Genomic DNA, 19,049 nt, shown 5'->3' with positions numbered 1-19,049 from the left:
GGGCAGGCCGGAGGCCGGTCGAGAGGTACCGGGCAGGCCGGAGGCCGGTCGAGAGGTACCGGGCAGGCCGGAGGCCGGTCGGGACGCCGAGCAGGCGCTGCTCGCGAGTGCGGGCACGTTGGCGAAGGACCGCCGTTCGGCTCGGTGGCGGGATCTGCCGAGCCGGACCGATCCGATGGTGTCGGAGTTGTCGTCGGTCGTCGGAGGGCCGGTCGGACGGCACGCGATGATCGGCCGTCAGCGTCGGATCACGCCGTTGCGGGTGATCTTCGCGTTCACGGTGGTGTTCCTGGCGCTCGGGTGGTTCGGCAAGGCCGCGTGCATCCAGCAGGCGCCCAACGGTCCGGACGGTCAGCTCGGCCTGGATTGGAATGGCAGCCGCCAGTACACCGCGATGTGTTACTCGGACATCGTTCCGCTGTACGGCGCGGAGCGGTTGAACGAGGGGGCCCTGCCCTACAAGAAGTCGTGGGAGGAGACGGGTCCGGCCGGGACCACGATCACCCGCTACATGGAGTATCCGGTGGTCGCCGGGATGTACCAGTACGTGTCGATGCAGGTGGCGCACGCGTGGGCCGCGGCGCCGTGGCTGCCGCAGGCGCTGACGGTCGCGTTGTACTTCAACGTGGTGGCGTTCGGTGCGGCGCTGGCGTGGATCGTCACGATCTGGGCGACGACGATGCTGGCGGGTCGACGCGTGTGGGATGCCGCGCTGGCCGCGGCGTCACCGTTGGTGGCCGTCCACGTCTTCACCAATTTCGATGCTCTCGCCACGGCGTTCGCCTCGGGCGGTCTGCTGGCGTGGGCGCGTCGTCGACCGGTCCTGGCGGGGGTGTTGCTGGGGTTGGGCGGTGCGACGAAGTTGTACCCGCTGTTCCTGCTCGGCCCGTTGCTGGTGCTTTGCCTGCGCACCGGGACGCTCGCGTACTGGGCTCGGGCCACCGCGGCTGCCGCCGCCACGTGGTTCGCGGTGAATCTGCCGGTGGCGCTGCTGTTTCCGCGGGGCTGGGCCGAGTTCTTCCGGCTGAACTCCGACCGCGGCGCCGATCCGGATTCGATCTACAACGTGATCTCGTCGTTCACCGGGTGGCCGGGACCGGACGGCCCGCTCGGCCCGGGTGAGAAGCCGGTGATCCTCAATGCGGTGACGGCCCTGCTGTTCCTGGCCGTGTGTCTCGCGGTGGCCTACGTGGGGATGACCGCGCCGCGGCGTCCGCGGGTGGCGTCGTTGTGTTTCCTCGTGGTCGCCGGGTTCCTGCTCACCAACAAGGTGTGGAGTCCGCAGTATTCGCTGTGGCTGGTGCCGTTGGCGGTGCTCGCGCTGCCGCATCGACGAATTCTGTTGGCGTGGATGACGATCGACGCTCTGGTGTGGGTGCCGCGCATGATGTACTACCTCGGGGTGAGCAACAAGGGTCTGCCCGAGCAGTACTTCACCGCGACGGTCCTGCTGCGCGATCTCGCCGTGATCGGACTGTGCGCGATGATCGTGTGGCAGATCTATCGCCCCGCGGAGGACCTGGTGCGCCGCAGCGGTGACGACGACCCCGCCGGTGGCGTGTTCGACGAGGCGCCGGACGCCTACCCGGATCGAGTTCCCGGGTGGCTGCGGCCGCGCGGCGTCACGGCACCACCGTCACGGGCCACCGTCCCAGTTTGACCAGTCGCACGGCCACCGACCCGAAGATGCGGTGGCCGGCGCGTTCGCTGGTACCCACCACGATGGCGTCGGCGCGCAGTTCGTCGGCCACGGCGGCCAACCCGGTGGCGGGGTCGCCGCGGAACGTGCGGAATTCCCAGGTGACGTGTTCCTGTTCGCCGAACCGGAGCACGTGGGCCTTGATCTCGCCCAGCAGGTCGTCCGCAGCCTGAGTGCCGGAGTCGTAGAGCACCCCCGACGCCTGAGCGAACGCGCCGGCGCCGAGCGTCTGGACGTAGACCAGCACGAGCTTCGAGCGCTGTCGGCGAGCGGATCCGGCGGCGTACGCGGCTGCGCGCCAGGAGGAGTCGGAGCCGTCCAGACCGACCACGATCAGTTTCGGCCCGTCCACGCCGTACTCGAACCCCGTCACGGGTCCACCCTACGACTGCAGCGCGAACGGGCGGCACCCCGATTGCGGGGCGGCTCCCCCGATCGGGGGAGCCCGATCGGAACCGGGGAGCTACTGGAGATACGGCGCCAGTTGCGGCAGTGCTTCCCCGGCGTGCTTCGCCTGGATTCCGTCGCCGATGGCCTGCAGCTTCCAGGTCCCGTCCGCCCGGTAGACCTTGGCCATCACGAGGCCGGTGAACGGCATGCCGCCCTGCAGGGTGAAGCGCGCCAGTTCGGTCCCGACGGGGGCGTCGACCAGTCGCGTGAAGGCGTTGGCCACCTGCTCGAACGTCTGCCCCCGGTACGACGTCACGATGAAGACGACGGACGTCACCTGCGCGGGGACGCGGGTCAGGTCGACGGTGATCACCTCGTCGTCACCGTCGCCGTCGCCGGTCAGGTTGTCGCCCGCGTGCACGATCGAGCCGTCCTTCGACCGCAGCTGTCCGAAGTAGACGACGTCGGCGTGGCGGGTCCCGGCGAACATCAGCGCGGAGGCGTCGAGGTCGATGTTGGCGGTGCGGCCACCGAAGAATCCGCCCGCCTTCTTCACCGGATCCCACCCGAGGCCCATGCGGATCGTGGTGAGGGCGACGCCGCCGTCCTTCTTCAGCGTCACCTTCTGGCCCTTGGAGAGGCTGACCGGGCGTGCCTTGGTCAGACTGATCTCGGGTGTGGTGGTGGGAGCAGGCGCAGGCGGGGAGGTGGGCGCAGGTGGGGCGGTGGGAGCAGGCGGTGGCGTCGGCGTGGGCGCAGCGGGCGGGGTCGGTGCGGGTGCGTCGTCCACACTGACCCCGTGGTCGCGCACCAGGGCCGCGAAACCTCCGGCGTAGCCCTGGCCGACGGCGCGGACCTTCCACCCGTCGCCGCGGCGGTAGAGCTCGAGGGCGATGACGATGGATTCCGACGACAGCCCGTCGATGCGGTAGGCGAAGAGCTGCGTCCCCGACCCGTCCAGGACGACGGCGGTGGGCGCGTCGAACCGGCCGAAGGTGGCCGCGGCGTCGTCGAGCGTGACGACGACGCGAATCTGCGCCACGTCGGCGGGAACGTCGGCGGTGGTGACGACGACCTGCTGGCCGTCGAGCCGCACGCCCGGCCCGGTGAGCTGGTTGAAGAAGACGAAATCGGCGTCGCTGCGCACGGTTCCGGCGTCGGTGACGAGCAGGGCGGAGATGTCGGCCGGTGCGGACAGCTGCAGTCCGACGCGCACGACGGGCGTGTTCAGCGGCGCGTTCTGGCCCTTGGTCAGCGGTGTGGACACGGTGCTCCTACCTCGTGACGGTGGTGGTGCTCCAGCCTACGTGGCGGCACCCGTCGGAATCCGGTTCGTGAACCACTGCAGGATCTCCTCGGCCGCGCCGCCTCCCGACGCGGTGGTGACGGTGAGGCCAGGACACTCCCAACCCAGCGCGTGGAGTTCGCCGTGGCGGGGCCGGATCGCGGCGTCCGCAGCGCGCAGCATCTCCGCGTCGAGCGCACCGTCGCCCGCGGCGAGGATCGGGGCGGTGTCGGGCAGTGTGCCGTCGGCGATCAGGCGTGCACGCACCTCGGCCACGGCCCGCGACTTGCATACCGCGTCGGGCATCGCGTAGACCTTCCGTCCCTGCTGCGAGACGTTCCAGCCGCGCTCGGCGCACCAGTGACCCCAGTCCTGGACGAACGTCGACGGCATGGCGGCGAGATCCACCACCAGGTAGCAGAACAGGTCGTCCGCGGTGCGCCGCTTGAGGATCCAGTCGGGTGTGCCGAGTCGGTCCAGCTCGGCGCCGAGGTCGGTGAGGGAGGCCGCCGAGTCCCGGACCGCCCGGTCGACGCCGCTGCGCCAGGCGTGGTCGGGTTCGCCGTCCGCCAGGATCGTGCCGCCGTTGCTGGTGACGGCGTACCGCCACGGCGCGCCGGGCAGGTCGATCCGCCGGAACTGGTCGACGGTGCGCGTCGTGGTGGGGAGGACGACGGCCATCCGTGCCAGTGACCGGAGCAGCTCGGTGGCCCGGACGGTCATGTGCGACAGCGGTTCTCCCTGGAGATGCTCGACGCAGACCGTCGGGGACGCGGGGGCGGTCCCCTCGGCCAACGCGCCCGCACTGTAGATCAGGGTGCGGTCCAGATCGGTGGCGACGAGGGCTGTCACTCCAGCTCCTTGATCAGGCCCACGCAGGAGTAGGCGAGGTCGGGCACCACATCCACCGGGACGCCCCGAGCGTCGGCGAGCAGGCGGATGTGTCGGTGTTCGGGGGCCTCGGCATCCCGGACGAGCACCCGCCACGGCACCCGGCGGAGCAGCACCCGGGTGGTCTCACCGACCCCGGGTTTGACGAAGTTGACGCTCGCGATCCCGTACCGCTCCCGGACCTGCTCGACCGAGTGCCATCCGGACCACGTCGGTGTCCGGTCGCCTGCCTGCACCTGTCGTACCCCGTCCTCCACGGCATCACGCACCGCGTCGAAACGGTCGGACACGGTGTCCAACAGTCGGTTCGAGACGTCCACTTCGGCGAGCTCGGCGTAGAACTTGGCGCCGTGGAATTCGCCGGGTGCGATCAGTGCGTCGTTCAACACGGTGCGGGAGACCAGGCCCGACACCGTGGAGTTGAGGCACGCGGACGCGATGAGGAAGTCGTCCCGGGTGCCGTACGTCGTCACGCAGTGACCGGGGTCGGCCAGGACGGCGAGCCGGTCGTCGAACCGGGCCCCGCCCGCGGCGGCGTGCGCATCCAGGGCGGCGGTGAGTTCGCGGGCGATCGCGCCCTTGCCCGTCCACCCGTCGACGAAGACGACCGACGACGGATCGTGGTGGCGAGTCAGGTAGTCCAGTGCGGCGCTGTCGATTCCGCGATCGCGGACGATCGAGACGGTGTAGTGCGGCCAGGTCTCGGCGTGCACGTGTCGAGCCCAGCGGCGGATCAGGATGCCGATCGGGGTCCCGGCGCGCGCGAGCGAGGCCAGGACCGGGTGCGGGCCGCGTTCGGCGCGAATCAGCTCGGTGACGACGCCGACGGCCGTTGCCAGGCGGGGAGCGGTGTCGGCGAGGACCGCGTCGAACAGCGCGCGGTACTGCTCGTCGGGCTGGTACTCGACCGGCAGAGACTCGGCGTAATGCGCGGTGCCGGATTGGATTCGACGTTCACGCTCCGCCGTCGGCGCCTCCAGCTCGGCATCGGACAGATCCTGGAGCAACCAGGACACCTCGTCGGGCGCGTAGGACGAGAAGGTCGGCCCGTGCAGCGGTGTGGTCATCGGCGACGTCCCGCGGTGAGGTGCGCCGGGTCGGCCGGGACGACGGCGACGACCACGTCGAGGCCCGACGCGGTCAGCGCGTCGACGACGCCGTCCGGCGCGGTGAGATCGGTGGTGTCGGCGGGCGGGTCGACGACCAGCACGATCGTCGCCTCACCCTGCGCCGCGGCGTTGTAGAGGTAGCGACGCCCGTCGCCCCCTTCCGGGGGACGGAACGACCAGCCCCGGCGCAGGGGATAACCCGGCGCGTCCAGCACGTAGGCCGGCGAACGCGACGTGGTCTGGAACAGAGCCGGAACACCGCTGCGCGCGAGCGAATCCGCCAGGCGCAAAGGCAGGTACATCAGTTCCTCGTGGCCGATCACGACGACGGGGCCGTCCCCCACCACCGGCCGCAGCGTGCTCGCCGCGTCGTCGATCGCCCGGTCGAACGCGGGTCGCTCGCTTTCCCGGAAACCGTGGCGGCCGCCGTCGGGCACGCCGTCCGGCCAGGGCAACTCGACCCTCGTCACGGTTCCCCGCCGATCGGCGGGTGCGGGCACGGGCGTGGCCGGGAGCTCGGCCACCGCGTCCGTCAGCCCGTCGGGCGTGGTGACCCGCCCCGTCGCCAGCGCGACGGAGTCGATGCGCACCCCGAGTTCCGCAGCGGCGGAGTCCATCCGGTCGCGGTCGACCTCCGACCGCATGTCCACCAGGGAGGCCACGACGTAGCGGTCGCGCGGCGCGAGTGCCTGCAGCGCTCGAATGGCGTCGAGTGCGGTCGCCCCGGTGGAGATCTCGTCGTCGACGAGCACCAGCGGCCGACCGGGCGGCAGATCGACGGCGGGGTCGGAGGGGACGAGGGCATGGTCGGTCGCGTGCGAGTGGCCCTCCTCGAATCCGCCCACCACCGGGAAGCCGGGGACGGATCGGCGGGTGGAGTGCAGGTAACCGGACGCGTCGAGCGCCGTCGCGACGCAGTGGCCGAGACCGGTTGCCGTCTCGGCGAATCCGAAGACCGTGACGGGCCCCGGTGAGTCGGCGAGGGCAGCCGCGCAGAGGTCGCCGAGTCGGGTGCCGGCCTCGATCACCCGCGCGGGATCGCAGGGGATGTGCTTGCCGAGCACCGTCGACACCAGCAGGTGCGCCCGCTTGGGATTCCGGCGCAGGCCGGGCTCGACCAGCTCGTCGACCCGCAGCCCGACCGGAGAGGCCAGGTGCTCGACGCGCAGTCCCAGTTCGGCCGTGGCCCAGGGTGTTCCGGTCGCAGCGGCGCTCATCGCTCCCCCTCCGGGACGACGAGCGCCCGCATCACGTCGACGAACGAGACGCCGTCGGCGGTCACCCCGAACACGTGCGCTCGGCGCAGCGTGCGCTCGGCCCAGGTGCGGTGCGGCCCCGACTCGTTCATCTTGTTGCGGTAGTCCGACGCCCGGACCCCGCCGCCCGCCGCGGCGGCGACGTCCAGAGCGTCGCGGTACTCCTCGCGGGTCACCACAGACAGGGCGTGGACCGCGGCGACGTGCGTCGGATGGATCACGGTCTTGCCGTACAGGCCGTTCGCGCGGTCCAGAGCGACCTCCCGGAGCAGTCCGTCGATGTCGCGGCTGACCAGGTGGGTCCGGAATCGCACGGCGTCGTGCTCGGCGAAGGGTGTCTGGCGCAGCATCGGCCGGAAGAGCCGTTCGTGATCGGCGAAGTACTCCCACACCGGGCCGGTGACCACGAAACCCGTTCCGTCCGTGCGCCCGAGGTGGTTGACGATGGCGGCGATGGTGTCCGCGACCACCCGCACGTCGTAGATGGTGAGATCGCGGTCGCGGCGGATGCCGAACAGTCCGCTCATGTCGGTGGCGCCGATGCGCACGGCCAGGACGCGGTCACGGTGCCGGCTCAGGACCTCGCGCAGAGCGGAGAGTTCCTCGTCGCGGGTCTCGCGGTGGACCACCTCGGGGGTCTCCACCACCGGCATGACCCCGAACGGCACGCCGAGTTGCTCGGCACGGTCGGAGACCGCGGTGAGGAACGCGTCGCCGACGGAGGGACGAATCTTGGGTAGGACGAAGCCGGCGGGCGCCGCTGCAGCAGTGGCGATTCCGTCGCAGACCCGATGCATGTCGTCGACCGTGCGGACGCGGACGAACACCGCGGCCTCGGGCGGGTCGTCCGCCAGGTCGCGCAGCGCCTGCACCACGTGGCGACGGGCGCCGTCGAGGTCGTGGTCGGCGACGGCATCCTCGAGATCGAGCACCATCGAGCGGACTCCTGTCGCCGCTCGCCGACGGACGGTCGCGGCGAGATCGTCCCTCGTCGCGGGGACGTAGAGCGTGGCCCCCAGCGCCAACGCGCGGTCGACGATGTCACCGGTCGCGGGCACGTCGGCGGGCTGGCTGTGGAACAGCCGTGCCCGGACGTCGTCGTCAAGGTGGGAGAAATGCTGCACTCGTGGGCCTTTCGGGTCGGTGCCGGGTGATCAGCCGCGTCGGCCGCGCACGCGGTCGATCACACCCGCGACGAAGGCGTCGATGGCGTCGAGTTCACGCAGGTACGCCCAGTAGTCGGGCCTGCCCACGGTGAGCTGCTCGCCGGCGCGCTCCAGGCGGGCGACTTGAGCATCCAGGACCGTCCCCCACTCGGCAACCCGTCCGCGATCGACGACCAGCAATTGCGCGTCGCGCAACCGGAACCGCACCCCCTGCTCGACCCGGTCGGGATGGTCCCGCACCTCGCGAAGCCGGGCGAGCCGGTCCGTGACGGCGTCGACGTCCTCCTCGGCATCGGCCAGGTGCTGCCGAGCGGCGGTGATGCGGTCCAGTGCCGCCTCCGGGTCGCCGCGTCGGGACGCGACGGTCGCCTCCTCGATGTCCGCGGCCGCGGCGCGCATGTGCTGCTCGCAGCGCTCGCGGGCGCCCGTCAGGTCCGCGGACCCGGCGGCGACGAACTCGCGCAGGAGCGCCGAGTACGCCGGTGCGATGTTCTCCGCCCGGGTGCCGACGGCCTGGAGTCGTGTCCGCACCGAGGCCAGCGCCTTGGTGGCGGCGTCGGCGCGGCCGGGCGCGTCCGCGAGCGCGGTGCGGAGCGCGTCGGTGGCGTCGCGGGTGCGTGCCGCCGCCGCGACGACGTCGGGACCGAGGCCGGTCGCCTCGGCGTGGCCCAGGGCGTCGAGCGTGGTCTCGACGTTCCGCAGAGCCGTTCGGACGGAACGGAATTCGTGGTAGGGCTGCGAACCGTCGACCCGGGCGGCCGTGTCCCGCGCGGTTCTCCGGGCGTCGGCGGCCAGCCGCGGAACGGCCGCGTACTCGGCGACGGCCTGTTCGAGGCGACCGCGGTACGCCTCGTAGAACTCGTCGACGGCGGCGCTGGCGCCACCGAGTTCGGCGATCGCCGCGGCGAAGGCGGACCAGGCTTCCTCGGACGCGTCGGTTTCGGGCCGTTCCGTCGCGGCGAGGTACGTGGCGCCGGCCGCGAAGCACTGTTCCTCGACCCGACGCCACCGTTCGCGCAGTGCGTCGTCGGCACGGCCGAGTTTCTGGAGCGCGTCGACGCCGCCGGCGGCGATGCTCTGCCGGGTGTCCATGTCCAGGAAGGTGCGCACGGTGTCGCCGCGAATGGTCGCGACCGCCTCCGCGCGGGCGGTCGAACGGCTGAGCCGCCCGGGCCACCGGTGAGTCACGCTCACGATCCTACGGCCGGACCTCGGGAACGCGTGTGCGCCGTCGGTCGTTGGCGGTATGAACGTGCAGAAGGATTCACCCGGCGAGGTTTCCCCGAGCGGGTGACTCCGCGCGGGTGACACAGAACGCATCGACGAGAGGAAGCATCATGGGCGTCAGCCTGAGCAAGGGCGGCAACGTCTCCCTGACCAAAGCGGCACCGAACCTGACCGCGGTGTCCGTGGGCCTCGGATGGGACGTGCGGACCACCACGGGCACCGACTTCGACCTCGACGCCAGCGCCATCGCGCTCGGCACCGACAAGAAGGTCGTCAGCGATCAGCACTTCGTCTTCTTCAACAACCTCAAGTCCCCGGACGGCTCGATCGAGCACGCGGGCGACAACACCACCGGTGAGGGCGACGGCGACGACGAGGTGATCAACGTCGAGCTGTCCGCGGTGCCGCCGAACATCGACACCATCACCTTCCCGGTCTCGATCTACGAGGCCGACGCCCGCTCGCAGTCCTTCGGACAGGTGCGCAACGCCTACATCCGCGTGGTCGACAAGTCAAACGGCACGGAGCTCGCGCGCTACGACCTGAGCGAGGACGCCTCGACCGAGACCGCCATGGTGTTCGGCGAGCTCTACCGCAACAACAGCGAGTGGAAGTTCCGTGCGGTCGGCCAGGGCTACGCGTCCGGTCTCGCCGGCATCGCCCGCGACTTCGGTGTGAACGTCTAGGCCGTCCCGCACCGGGAGTAGAGTCCAGCCACGGACGGCGCGATCGCGCCGCTCGTCACGCTCGAACTGCCCGCCATCCGATACGGGTGGCGGGCAGCATTCGTGTTCGGCTCGACCCTCCCGGGTCGATGCCGCCAGGAAGGCCAGGTCCGGTGTTCAAGATCTTCGGGTGGTCGTTCGCGATCACAGCGGTGGCCATCGTCGTCGCATTCTTCTACGGCAGCTGGGAAGCCGTCGCCCTGGTGGTGATCCTCGGCATCCTCGAGGTGTCGCTGTCCTTCGACAACGCCGTCATCAACGCGACCGTGCTGCGACGGATGAGCGACTTCTGGCAGAAGATCTTCCTCACCATCGGCATCGTCATCGCCGTCTTCGGCATGCGCCTGGTGTTCCCGCTGGTCATCGTGTGGGCCGCGGCGGGGCTGGGTCCGGTGGACGCCATGCGTCTGGCGCTGAACCCGCCGGCCGACGACGCCGCGTACTTCCCGGACGGCAGCCCGTCGTACGAGACGCTGATCACCGATGCGCATCCGCAGATCGCGGCGTTCGGCGGCATGTTCCTGCTGATGCTCTTCCTCGGCTTCGTCTTCGAGGAGCGCGAGCACACCTGGCTGTCCTGGCTCGAGAAGCCGCTGGCCAAGGCGGGCAAGCTCGACATGCTGTCCGTCGTCGTCGCCGGCGTCGGCCTGGTCCTCGCCGCGGAGTTCCTGGCCGAGGACGACAAGATCTCCACCGTCATGGTCTCCGGCGTCCTGGGCATGGTCACCTACATCGCGGTCAACGGGCTGGGCAATCTCTTCCACGTCCCCGGCGAGGACGAGGAGGAGTCGTCCTCGGGCCCCTCGGACCTGGCCAAGGCGACCGGCAAGGCCGGCTTCTTCCTCTTCCTCTACCTCGAGGTGCTCGACGCGTCGTTCAGCTTCGACGGCGTGGTCGGCGCGTTCGCCATCACGGCCGACCCGATCATCATCGCCCTGGGCCTCGGCTTCATCGGCGCGATGTTCGTCCGGTCGCTCACGGTGTTCCTGGTGCGCAAGGGCACGCTCGACGACTACGTGTACCTCGAGCACGGCGCGCACTGGGCCATCGGCGCCCTGGCGACGATCCTGCTGGTGTCCATCGGCGTGCACATCAACGAGATCCTCACCGGCCTCGTCGGCGTCGTCCTCATCGGTCTGGCCTTCTGGTCCAGCGTGCGCCGTAACCGTCGACTCGCGGCCGAGGGCCACGCCGACGAGGCGAAGGTGACCGTCTGACCGCTCACCAGCTCTCGACGGAGGTGAAGCCGTCCTGGATCGCCCGCGCGAACAGGGCGGCTTTCGTCTGTGCCGGTCGACCCACCGCCTCGTACTTGGCCCGTACTCGCGTGATGTGGGTGTGCACGGTGCACGGGGCGATGTAGAGGGCCTTCGCCGTGTCGGTCTTCGAGTCGGCGGCGAACCACGCGAGAAGAACTTCGATCTCCCGCTCGCTGAGGGTCGGAATCGCGGCGGGATCGGCATGGTGCTGCATGCCGTCGATGCTTGCTCCGCGCCGGCCTCGTGACCAGCCCGGGCGCTGTATCCGAACGAACTCCGAACACGCATCTGCCGCCGACCTGCGCCTAGAGTCGGCGACATGAGCTGGGGGGCCGGGCGGGATCTGGCGGCAGTGGAGTCGAGAGAGGACTTCGCGGACGCGCTGCGGGAGCTTCGGCAGGCGAGCGGGTCCACCGTGCGGGCGATCGCCGACCGCGCCGATGTCCGCCTGGCGACGGTGGGTGGGTGGTTCAGCGGCAAGCACGTGCCGACGCCGACCAACCAGGAGGCCTTCCGGCGTGTGCTCGGTGCGTGCGGGGTCACCGCTGACGACGCCGACGCGTGGTGGGCAGCGGTGTTGCGCGTGCGGCGTGCGACCCAGCGTCGAGCGGCGGCGACGCCGTACCGAGGTCTCGCGCCGTTCTCCGTCGCCGACTCCCCGTGGTTCCACGGTCGGGAGGACGAGACCGATGCGCTGCTCGACCGCGTTCGGCGGCTGACCGGCGGGGGAGTTCTGGCCGTGGTCGGAGCGTCCGGTGCCGGGAAGTCGTCGTTGCTGTCGGCAGGGCTGCTCGCTCGGATCGAGCGCGGCGACATCGGTGCGCGGACGGCGGTGCGCACCACGCCGTCGAGGCTCCGGGACCTGCTCGACCTCGATCCACGACCGGACGTCGTCGTGGTCGACCAAGCCGAGGAACTGTGGGGCGAAGCGTTCGACGCGAGCGAGCGCCGGCGGTACCTCGACCGCCTCGAGGGCCTGACCACCGAGGGGACCTGCCCCGTGGTGGCGGTGGTGGCACTGCGCGCGGACTTCTATGCGGCCGCCCTCACCGAGCCGACGACGGCGGCCGCGCTCTCGTCGAATCCGCTGGTCGTCGGACCGCTGGACGAGCAGCGGGTGCGTCGGGTGATCACCGCTCCCGCCGAGACCGCCGGTGCCCGGGTCGACCCCGCGCTGATCGACGTGCTGCTCGCGGAGCTGGGTGTGCGATCGCAGCACGGCCTGTCGCCATCGGCGCTCCCCTTGCTCTCGCACGTCCTTCTCGCCACCTGGGAGCGTGCGCGCACGTCCGTGCTGTCCGTCGAGGACTATCGGCGGACCGGGGGGATCGCCGCGGCGGTCGAGCAGACAGCGGAAGCAGTGCTCGGCGACTACGACGCCGACGAGCGGGCCGTCGCCGAGCGTCTGCTCCTGCGATTGGTGGACGTCGACGGTCCGACGGTGACGCGTCGCCTGGTTCCGCTCGCCGAGGTGGGGGCGGTGGCCTCCGAGGTGGTCGACGACTTCACCGACGCCAGGTTGGTCACCGTCGACGAGCAGTTCGTGTCGATCACTCACGAGTCGCTGGTGACCACGTGGCCTCGCTTCGCCGAGTTGATCGAGGCCCACCGGGACTGGGTGGTGCATCACCGCGCGCTGACGCGGTACGCGCACGGCTGGAACGAGACGGGTCGCGATCGTGGCGAACTGTTGAGCGAGACGCGGTCGGCCCTGTACGAGTCCTTGCTCTCCACCGGCGGCCGGCGCGACCACCTCAACGTGCTCGAGACGGAGTACCTCACCGAATCGGCTGCCGAGCTCCGCCGGACAGCCGATGCGAGTCGGCGACGGGCCCGCGTGCGGGCGGCGTTGACCTCGGCACTGGCGGTGATGACGATCCTCGCGGTGGCTGCGGCGACCCTCGCGGTCTCGGCGCGATCACGCGCGGTGTCCGAACGCAACGACGCGGTCGAGGCTCGGGCGGTCGCGGACGCGCGGGTCGTGCTCGCGCAGTCGCAGCGACTCCGAGATCAGGATCCGGCTCTGTCGGCGCAGTTGGCGGTGGCGGCCTACGAGATGGATCCGTCCTTCGATGCCCGATCGGCGGTCCTGGACACCACGGCGTCGGCGGTCCCGACTCGCATCGTCGGCCCGGCGGGTCCGACCCAGTCCGTGCTCGACGACGCGGGACGGGTTCTGGCGGTGGGCTATTCCTCGGGATCGGTGGACCTCTACTCCGTCGACCCCGACGATGCGCGCGCGTTCGCGCAGGCCCCGCCCTCGCGCGTGACCACCGACGCCGGCCCCGTGCAGTCGCTGGCGGTGGACGCCTCGGGAACGCGCGTCGCGATCGGCAGCGCCACGGTCGTCGCCGTGTACGACATCACGGTTCGGGGCGGGCCGCGCAGGGTCGCGACGCTCCCCGTCGACACGACGGCGCAATCGATCGTGTTCCGGCCGGGTACCGCCGAGTTGGCAGTGGGGACCGCGACGTCGACGGTGCTGCGATGGTCGTACGAGACGTCGGCGCCACCGACTCGGCTCGACCTCCCCCGTGCCGGCAACACCGTCGTGGACTACACACCCGATGGTCGTCGCCTGGTGGGCGCCGGGAACGGACGCGCACTCGCCGTGTGGGACACCGTCACGGGCGACGCCCTGTTCGCCGTCCCGTTCGACGGCTCGACCTATCGCTATCTCGATCTCGACGTGGCGCCGGACGGAACGACGCTGGCGGCGGGAACCACCGGGCGGGAGGTTCGGCGGTGGACGATCGGCGGAGACGGCACGCTCACCGACCTCGCGCCCTTGGGCGGGTTCGGCAGCTACGTCACGACGGTCGCCTTCGACCTCACCGGTCAGTTCTTCGCCGCGGGCAGTGCGGACGCGTCCACGGTCGTGTGGCAGGCACGCACCGACGACGAGGTGACGACTCTTCCCGGTCCCGCGAACGTCGGCAGCGTCGCGTTCGGTGGCACCGGATCGCTGATCACGTCCGACGGAGGTGGGACCACCCGGCGATGGCGCGTACCCGGCCCCGACTTGCCCGGACCGACGGCGAGCGTCTTCACCCTGGTCCACCGGCAGGGTGGCCCGTCGGTGCTCGCCGGTGTCGGACAGCGTGGCGACGGCGCCGTGATGTGGCCGGCCGGGACCGGTGGCGTCGAGCCGACGCCGACGACGCTGCGTCCCGGTCCGGGGGTGGTGTACACCGGTGCGTCGGCGCTGAGCTGGGACAGCTCGACGGCAGCGGTCGGTACCAGTACCGGTGGCGTCGAGACGTGGGACGTCACCGACCCCGCACGGCCGGCGCGGCTCGGCGCGATCGACGGCGTGGTGCCGCTGCTGGTCGGCGGTCTCGCGTTCACCGCCGACGACCGGTACCTGCTGCTCTCCCAGCAGGACGCGCCCGACATCGCGGTTCTCGATCTGATCGACCCCGCCGCCCCTCGCGCGGTGTCGACGTTCACGGTGACCGGTCTGCCGTCGCTGTCGGTATTCCGGAAGGACCGTGCGGTCGTGCACGTCGCCACGTCGGCCGCCACCGTCGAGTCGTGGGACCTGACGGATCCGGTCCGCCCGGTGCGGATAGGACAGCTGGCGGGATTGCCGGCCGGTGCCAATGCGGTCACGCTGTCGGCCGACGATTCGGTGCTGGCCGTCGGCACCGCGGACGGGACCGTCACCCTCGTCGAGGCGGCCGATCCGGCGCGGATGAGAGCGCTGGGCAGCACCGCCGCCGACACCGAGGTGTACTCGTTGGCGTTCGATGCGGACGACGGACGGCTGGTGGGAGGAACATCGATCGACTCGGCGTGGATCTGGGACGTGCGTGATGCGACCGAGCCGCGGCCCTACGCAGCGCTGAGTGCGACCGGCGAGCGGGTCTACGACGCGGTCTTCGTCGGTGTGGACGCCGTGGTGGCGGGGGGCGTGGGTGGCAGAGTGCGGCAGTGGACGATCGATCCCGAGTCCGCGGTCGAGGACCTCTGTGCGCGAGCGGGTACGCCGGTCACCGAGCCGGAGTGGGCGGCCCTGCTGCCGGGCGTGGACTACGCCCCGCCGTGCGACCGAGAAGGGCCCCGCTCCCCCCGGTGACCGCCGGAACGTCTGCCGTCGATCCGCGCCCGAAGCGCCTGCCGGGCGGACGGCCAGTCGTCGTCCGTCATGGAGAACAACGCGGTGGTGCGCCACGACCCGTCGGTCCGCTGCCGGTGCTTGCGCAACAGCCCCTCGAAGGTCGCTCCGAGGGCCGCGATGGCGGCGCGTGACTGCACGTTCTGGTCGTCGGTGTGCCACTCCACGCGCACAGCGCCGCGCGCGAAGGCCCGGTCGAGCAACAGCAGCTTCGCCTCGGGATTGATCGCGGTGCCCTGCGCGGACGTCGAGAGCCACGTGTAGCCGATCGCCAGACTTCGATGGGCGGGGTCGATCAGGTAGTACGACGTGGTGCCGACGGGATCACCCGCGGCGGTGCGTTGCAGGAACGGTTGCCGTGTGGGGTCGGTGAGGGCCGCGTCGATGTACGCCGCGGCGTCGTCGCGGGTGCGGATCGGCGCGCTGGTCCACCGGAAGAGGGCCTCGTCGTCCGCGGCCGCGACCAGCTCGTCGACGTGGTCGGCCGTCAGCGGCTCGAGCGTGACGTGATCGCCGCGCAGGGGTTCGTGCTCGATCCAGGGACTCATACCGGGACCTCCTCGGGTTCCGCACGGCGGACGGCCGGGCGGGGCCGGTGGTCGGCGGGCGTCCGCATCGTCGCGCGGGCGAAGAGGACGAGCAGGATCAGCAGCAGGGCGGTGCGTCCCCAGACGCCCAGCACCACCAGGGTCTCCTCGGACCGGGCGTCCTGCCCCGCGGCGAGGGCGGCGAACCACCGGAACACCCCGACACCGACCGCCACGTCCGTCAGCAGGTACGCCCCGACCACGGGCCACGGCACGCGCAGCAGCACGAAGAACGGCAGGATCCAGAGGGTGTACTGCGGGGAGTGCACCTTGTGGAACAGCAGGAAGCCGGTGAGCATGACGGCGCTCGTCTGCACCCAGGGGTAGGAGCCGACGGCGGCGAGGCGGCGTCGACCGACCCACAGCGCGCCGGCGAAGGACAGCAGGACCAAACTCGGGGACAGCAGATCGACCGCCGACTGGAACGCGGCGTCGTCGGCGGCGCTCACCTCCGGCGTGGCACCGGGCGTCTCGAAGAGGTACCGCACACCCCAGTACCAGATCGAATTGGTGGTGATGTCCGCCTGCCGCAGGCTCTGGAACGCGAACGACGCCCGCCACCCGTCGAATCCCGCGACGGCGAACGGCACGTTGATCGCGGCGACGGTGATGCCGGCCGCAGCGAGCACGCCCAGAGCACCGCGCACGTCGCGACGATTCCGCTCCGTCTCGCCGTACAGGACGTACGCCGCGAGCGGCAGCACGAACGCGCCGGGATAGAGCTTGAGACAGAAACCGACGCCGAGCAGCACGGCGGCGATCACCGCGCGCAGGCGGAGCGGGAGCCGCGTCGCCATCACGGCCACCGCACCGACGGCCGTCGAGACCACCGGCAGTTCCCAGTTGTGAAAGGCGTACATCACCAGCGCGGGGCTCGCCGACCAGATCAACGCGACGCGCCCACCGAGTCGCCCGAGCATCCACGCGGTGAGAGCGCCGAACGGGGCGAGCAGCACGGCGGACCACGCGAGGAAGTCCGCGTCCGTGTCGCTCGCCAGGCCGCCGAGCCACATCAGCATGCCGCTGAGCACCGGGTACTCGACCGTGCCGCCGGTCAGGGAGCCGTCCGGGGCGATCGCACCGCCGACGTAGGGAAACAGGTGGAGGTCGATGCCACGGTCCAGCCACAGGAACTGGATGTCGGAGTAGCAGACGGCGGAGTCCTTGATGCGGTCGAACGCTTCGCTGCGCCCCGCGGCGTCGAACGGCGGTCCTGCACACCGGGCCTTGTTGAGATACCCGAGCGCCATCGTCATCACCGCGACGACCGTGACCGACGCGGCCACGAGGGGGCTCGCGCGGCGACGGGTCTCCATGCGGTCAGCCTAGGTGGCGGACGCGGGTGCGGGCGTCCGTCGGGGGTCGCGGATTTCTGTCGCGGCAGGTCGGGCAGGTACCCTGGGCGGGTTGCTGACGCAACGACCCTCCTGTCACGGATCGTCCGTGACCGTTTCACAGTCCATAGGAGGTGATGAGGTCTCATGCGTCATTACGAACTGATGGTCATTCTCGACCCCAACCTGGACGAGCGCACCGTCGCCCCGTCGCTGGATACGTTCCTCAACGTCATCCGCAAGGACGGCGGCAAGATCGACAAGGTCGATGTGTGGGGTAAGCGCCGTCTCGCCTACGAGATCGAGAAGCACTCCGAAGGTATCTACGCCGTCATCGACATCGATGCCGAGCCTGCTTCGGTGTCCGAGCTCGATCGTCAGCTGGGCCTGAACGAGTCCGTTCTGCGCACCAAGGTTCTCCGCCGCGGCAAGTGACCTTCCTTGTCGGCGCCCGCCCCTAGGCTGGCGGCGGACACGACACTGCAGGCACTGACGAGGTACGAGAAAGAGGAATCATGGCAGGCGAAACCGTCATCACCGTCGTCGGAAACCTGACGGCCGATCCCGAACTTCGATTCACCCCCGCCGGTGCGGCGGTCGCGAACTTCACCGTCGCGTCCACTCCCCGCACCTTCGATCGCCAGACCAACGAGTGGAAGGACGGCGACGCGCTGTTCCTCCGCTGCAACATCTGGCGTGAGGCAGCGGAGAACGTCGCCGAGTCCCTGACTCGCGGCGCCCGGGTGGTCGTCACGGGTCGGCTCCGGCAGCGTTCCTTCGAGACGCGTGAGGGTGAGAAGCGCACTGTCGTCGAACTCGAGGTCGACGAAGTCGGCCCTTCGCTCCGCTACGCGACGGCCAAGGTCAACAAGGTCAGTCGTGGTGGTGGCGGCGGCGGAGGCGGGTTCGGTTCCTCCGGTGGGTCGGGCGGATCGCCTCGTGCCGCGTCCGGTGGCAGCTCGCAGAACGACGATCCCTGGGGCAGCGCCCCGCAGGCATCGGGCTCGTTCGGCGGCGGCAACCGTGGCGGGGACGACGAACCGCCGTTCTGACCGGCACCCCAACACACGTTTCACATCTGATCTGGAGATCGACCATGCCCAAACCGCCGTTGCGCGACAAGGTGATCAAGAAGAAGGTCTGCACCTTCTGCAAGGAAAAGAACACGTCCATCGACTACAAGGACACGACGCTGCTGCGTAAGTACGTCAGCGATCGCGGCAAGATCCGCGCTCGTCGTGTCACCGGCAACTGCGTCCAGCATCAGCGGGACATCGCCATCGCAGTCAAGAACTCGCGTGAGGTGGCCCTGCTGCCCTACGCCGCGACTGCGCGATAAGGGGAAAGGGAAACCATGAAGCTCATCCTCACCGCTGATGTCGACAACCTCGGTGCGCCCGGCGACACCGTGGAGGTCAAGGACGGATACGGGCGGAACTACCTGCTGCCTCGCGGCCTGGCCATCGTGGCCACCCGTGGCGCGCAGAAGCAGGTCGACGGCATCCGTCGTGCGCAGGAAGCCCGCGCCGTGCGCGGTCTCGACCACGCCAACGAGCTCAAGCAGGCCATCGAGGGCCTCGACTCCGTGTCGCTGACGGTGCGTACCGCCGGCGATTCGGGCAAGCTCTTCGGCTCGGTCACTGCCGCCGACGTCGCCGCCGCGCTCAAGTCCGCCGGTGGCCCCACCGTCGACAAGCGCAGCGTCGAGCTGCCGAAGTCCCACATCAAGTCCGTCGGCAAGCACCGCATCACGGTCGCGCTGCATCCCGACGTCACCGCTGCGTTCGATCTCGAGGTCACCGCTTCGTAGGTCCGCGCCCAGCGCTGTACGACGCCCCGGTTCGCTGTCACGGCGGGCCGGGGCGTCGTCGTGTCCGGACTCGGTCTCCGAAACAAGGCGCGCGTCCGGATTCGGCGAGTGTGAGCCCCGTCATGTTGATAACTTCGGTCCTTCGCGACCCGACACGCCCGACTTGTCAACTCCCAGAGACACGCCGACACCGA

The 19,049-nt window shown here is 70.5% G+C and carries 18 protein-coding genes; 8 read left to right on the top strand and 10 right to left on the bottom strand.

What is annotated here, in order from left to right; genetic code table 11:
• The first annotated feature begins 97 nt into the window (after nt 1-97).
• Nucleotides 98-1,660, top strand: a complete 1,563-nt coding sequence (locus RC2_RS09320) for a glycosyltransferase family 87 protein (RefSeq protein WP_068153529.1) — start codon at nt 98-100, stop codon at nt 1,658-1,660.
• On the opposite strand, the gene RC2_RS09315 is transcribed toward RC2_RS09320, so the two are convergent.
• The 7 genes from RC2_RS09315 to RC2_RS09285 form a co-directional block, all read right to left on the bottom strand.
• Nucleotides 1,623-2,072 (bottom strand): universal stress protein, encoded by a 450-nt coding sequence (locus tag RC2_RS09315; RefSeq protein WP_068153526.1) that lies wholly within the window; start codon nt 2,070-2,072, stop codon nt 1,623-1,625. The genes RC2_RS09320 and RC2_RS09315 overlap by 38 nt on opposite strands.
• 90 nt (nt 2,073-2,162) lie before the next feature.
• A complete protein-coding gene (locus tag RC2_RS09310) occupies nt 2,163-3,356 on the bottom strand; it encodes a TerD family protein (protein ID WP_174552307.1) in 1,194 nt (397 codons plus the stop codon).
• Between the two features lie 36 nt (nt 3,357-3,392).
• On the bottom strand, nt 3,393-4,226 hold the full coding sequence (locus tag RC2_RS09305) for an HAD family hydrolase (RefSeq protein WP_068147333.1): 834 nt from the start codon (nt 4,224-4,226) through the stop codon (nt 3,393-3,395).
• Nucleotides 4,223-5,332 carry a cysteine protease StiP family protein gene (locus RC2_RS09300; RefSeq protein ID WP_068147331.1) on the bottom strand — a complete coding sequence of 370 codons (1,110 nt, stop codon included), beginning with the start codon at nt 5,330-5,332 and terminating at the stop codon, nt 4,223-4,225. The genes RC2_RS09305 and RC2_RS09300 overlap by 4 nt, the downstream gene beginning before the upstream one ends.
• Complete coding sequence (locus tag RC2_RS09295; RefSeq protein ID WP_068147328.1) at nt 5,329-6,591, bottom strand: phosphoribosyltransferase family protein; 1,263 nt, start codon at nt 6,589-6,591, stop codon at nt 5,329-5,331. The genes RC2_RS09300 and RC2_RS09295 overlap by 4 nt, the downstream gene beginning before the upstream one ends.
• Nucleotides 6,588-7,754: an HpcH/HpaI aldolase/citrate lyase family protein gene (locus RC2_RS09290; RefSeq protein WP_068147325.1), complete on the bottom strand. Its 1,167-nt coding sequence runs from the start codon at nt 7,752-7,754 to the stop codon at nt 6,588-6,590. The genes RC2_RS09295 and RC2_RS09290 overlap by 4 nt, the downstream gene beginning before the upstream one ends.
• A 30-nt stretch (nt 7,755-7,784) precedes the next feature.
• On the bottom strand, nt 7,785-8,984 hold the full coding sequence (locus RC2_RS09285) for a hypothetical protein (RefSeq protein ID WP_082895446.1): 1,200 nt from the start codon (nt 8,982-8,984) through the stop codon (nt 7,785-7,787).
• 149 nt (nt 8,985-9,133) lie between these two features.
• Here RC2_RS09285 and RC2_RS09280 point away from each other — a divergent pair, with 149 nt between their 5' ends.
• Entirely contained in the window at nt 9,134-9,709 is a 576-nt protein-coding gene (locus tag RC2_RS09280; RefSeq protein ID WP_068147321.1) for a TerD family protein, read from the top strand.
• Between the two features lie 128 nt (nt 9,710-9,837).
• A complete protein-coding gene (locus RC2_RS09275) occupies nt 9,838-10,965 on the top strand; it encodes a DUF475 domain-containing protein (RefSeq protein WP_068147318.1) in 1,128 nt (375 codons plus the stop codon).
• Between the two features lie 4 nt (nt 10,966-10,969).
• On the opposite strand, the gene RC2_RS09270 is transcribed toward RC2_RS09275, so the two are convergent.
• On the bottom strand, nt 10,970-11,221 hold the full coding sequence (locus RC2_RS09270) for a LuxR C-terminal-related transcriptional regulator (RefSeq protein ID WP_068147315.1): 252 nt from the start codon (nt 11,219-11,221) through the stop codon (nt 10,970-10,972).
• 105 nt (nt 11,222-11,326) lie between these two features.
• Here RC2_RS09270 and RC2_RS09265 point away from each other — a divergent pair, with 105 nt between their 5' ends.
• Complete coding sequence (locus tag RC2_RS09265; RefSeq protein WP_068147312.1) at nt 11,327-15,085, top strand: nSTAND1 domain-containing NTPase; 3,759 nt, start codon at nt 11,327-11,329, stop codon at nt 15,083-15,085.
• Here RC2_RS09265 and RC2_RS18655 read toward each other — a convergent pair.
• Nucleotides 15,040-15,672: a GNAT family N-acetyltransferase gene (locus tag RC2_RS18655; protein WP_068147309.1), complete on the bottom strand. Its 633-nt coding sequence runs from the start codon at nt 15,670-15,672 to the stop codon at nt 15,040-15,042. The two genes, RC2_RS09265 and RC2_RS18655, sit on opposite strands and share 46 nt — an antisense overlap.
• Nucleotides 15,669-17,027 carry a glycosyltransferase 87 family protein gene (locus RC2_RS09255; protein ID WP_068147306.1) on the bottom strand — a complete coding sequence of 453 codons (1,359 nt, stop codon included), beginning with the start codon at nt 17,025-17,027 and terminating at the stop codon, nt 15,669-15,671. The genes RC2_RS18655 and RC2_RS09255 overlap by 4 nt, the downstream gene beginning before the upstream one ends.
• A gap of 165 nt (nt 17,028-17,192) precedes the next feature.
• Between RC2_RS09255 and rpsF the strand changes: the two genes are divergently transcribed.
• From rpsF to rplI, 4 genes are all read left to right on the top strand, one after another.
• The gene (gene rpsF / locus RC2_RS09250) at nt 17,193-17,480 is read left to right on the top strand and encodes a 30S ribosomal protein S6 (RefSeq protein WP_068104516.1); all 288 of its coding nucleotides are present in this window, start codon (nt 17,193-17,195) and stop codon (nt 17,478-17,480) included.
• Nucleotides 17,481-17,560: 80 nt separating this feature from the next.
• A complete protein-coding gene (locus RC2_RS09245) occupies nt 17,561-18,097 on the top strand; it encodes a single-stranded DNA-binding protein (RefSeq protein ID WP_068147300.1) in 537 nt (178 codons plus the stop codon).
• Nucleotides 18,098-18,141: 44 nt separating this feature from the next.
• Nucleotides 18,142-18,384, top strand: coding sequence for a 30S ribosomal protein S18 (gene rpsR, locus RC2_RS09240; protein WP_068104520.1), 243 nt, complete (start codon nt 18,142-18,144; stop codon nt 18,382-18,384).
• Nucleotides 18,385-18,399: 15 nt separating this feature from the next.
• Nucleotides 18,400-18,855 (top strand): 50S ribosomal protein L9, encoded by a 456-nt coding sequence (rplI, locus tag RC2_RS09235; protein WP_068104522.1) that lies wholly within the window; start codon nt 18,400-18,402, stop codon nt 18,853-18,855.
• Nucleotides 18,856-19,049: the final 194 nt, after the last annotated feature.

The sequence above is a fragment of the Rhodococcoides corynebacterioides NBRC 14404 genome (assembly GCF_001894765.1).
Taxonomy (GTDB): domain Bacteria; phylum Actinomycetota; class Actinomycetes; order Mycobacteriales; family Mycobacteriaceae; genus Rhodococcoides; species Rhodococcoides corynebacterioides.
The sequence above is the reverse complement of the archived record's forward strand: the minus strand, read 5'-3'. Positions and strand labels throughout refer to the sequence as shown.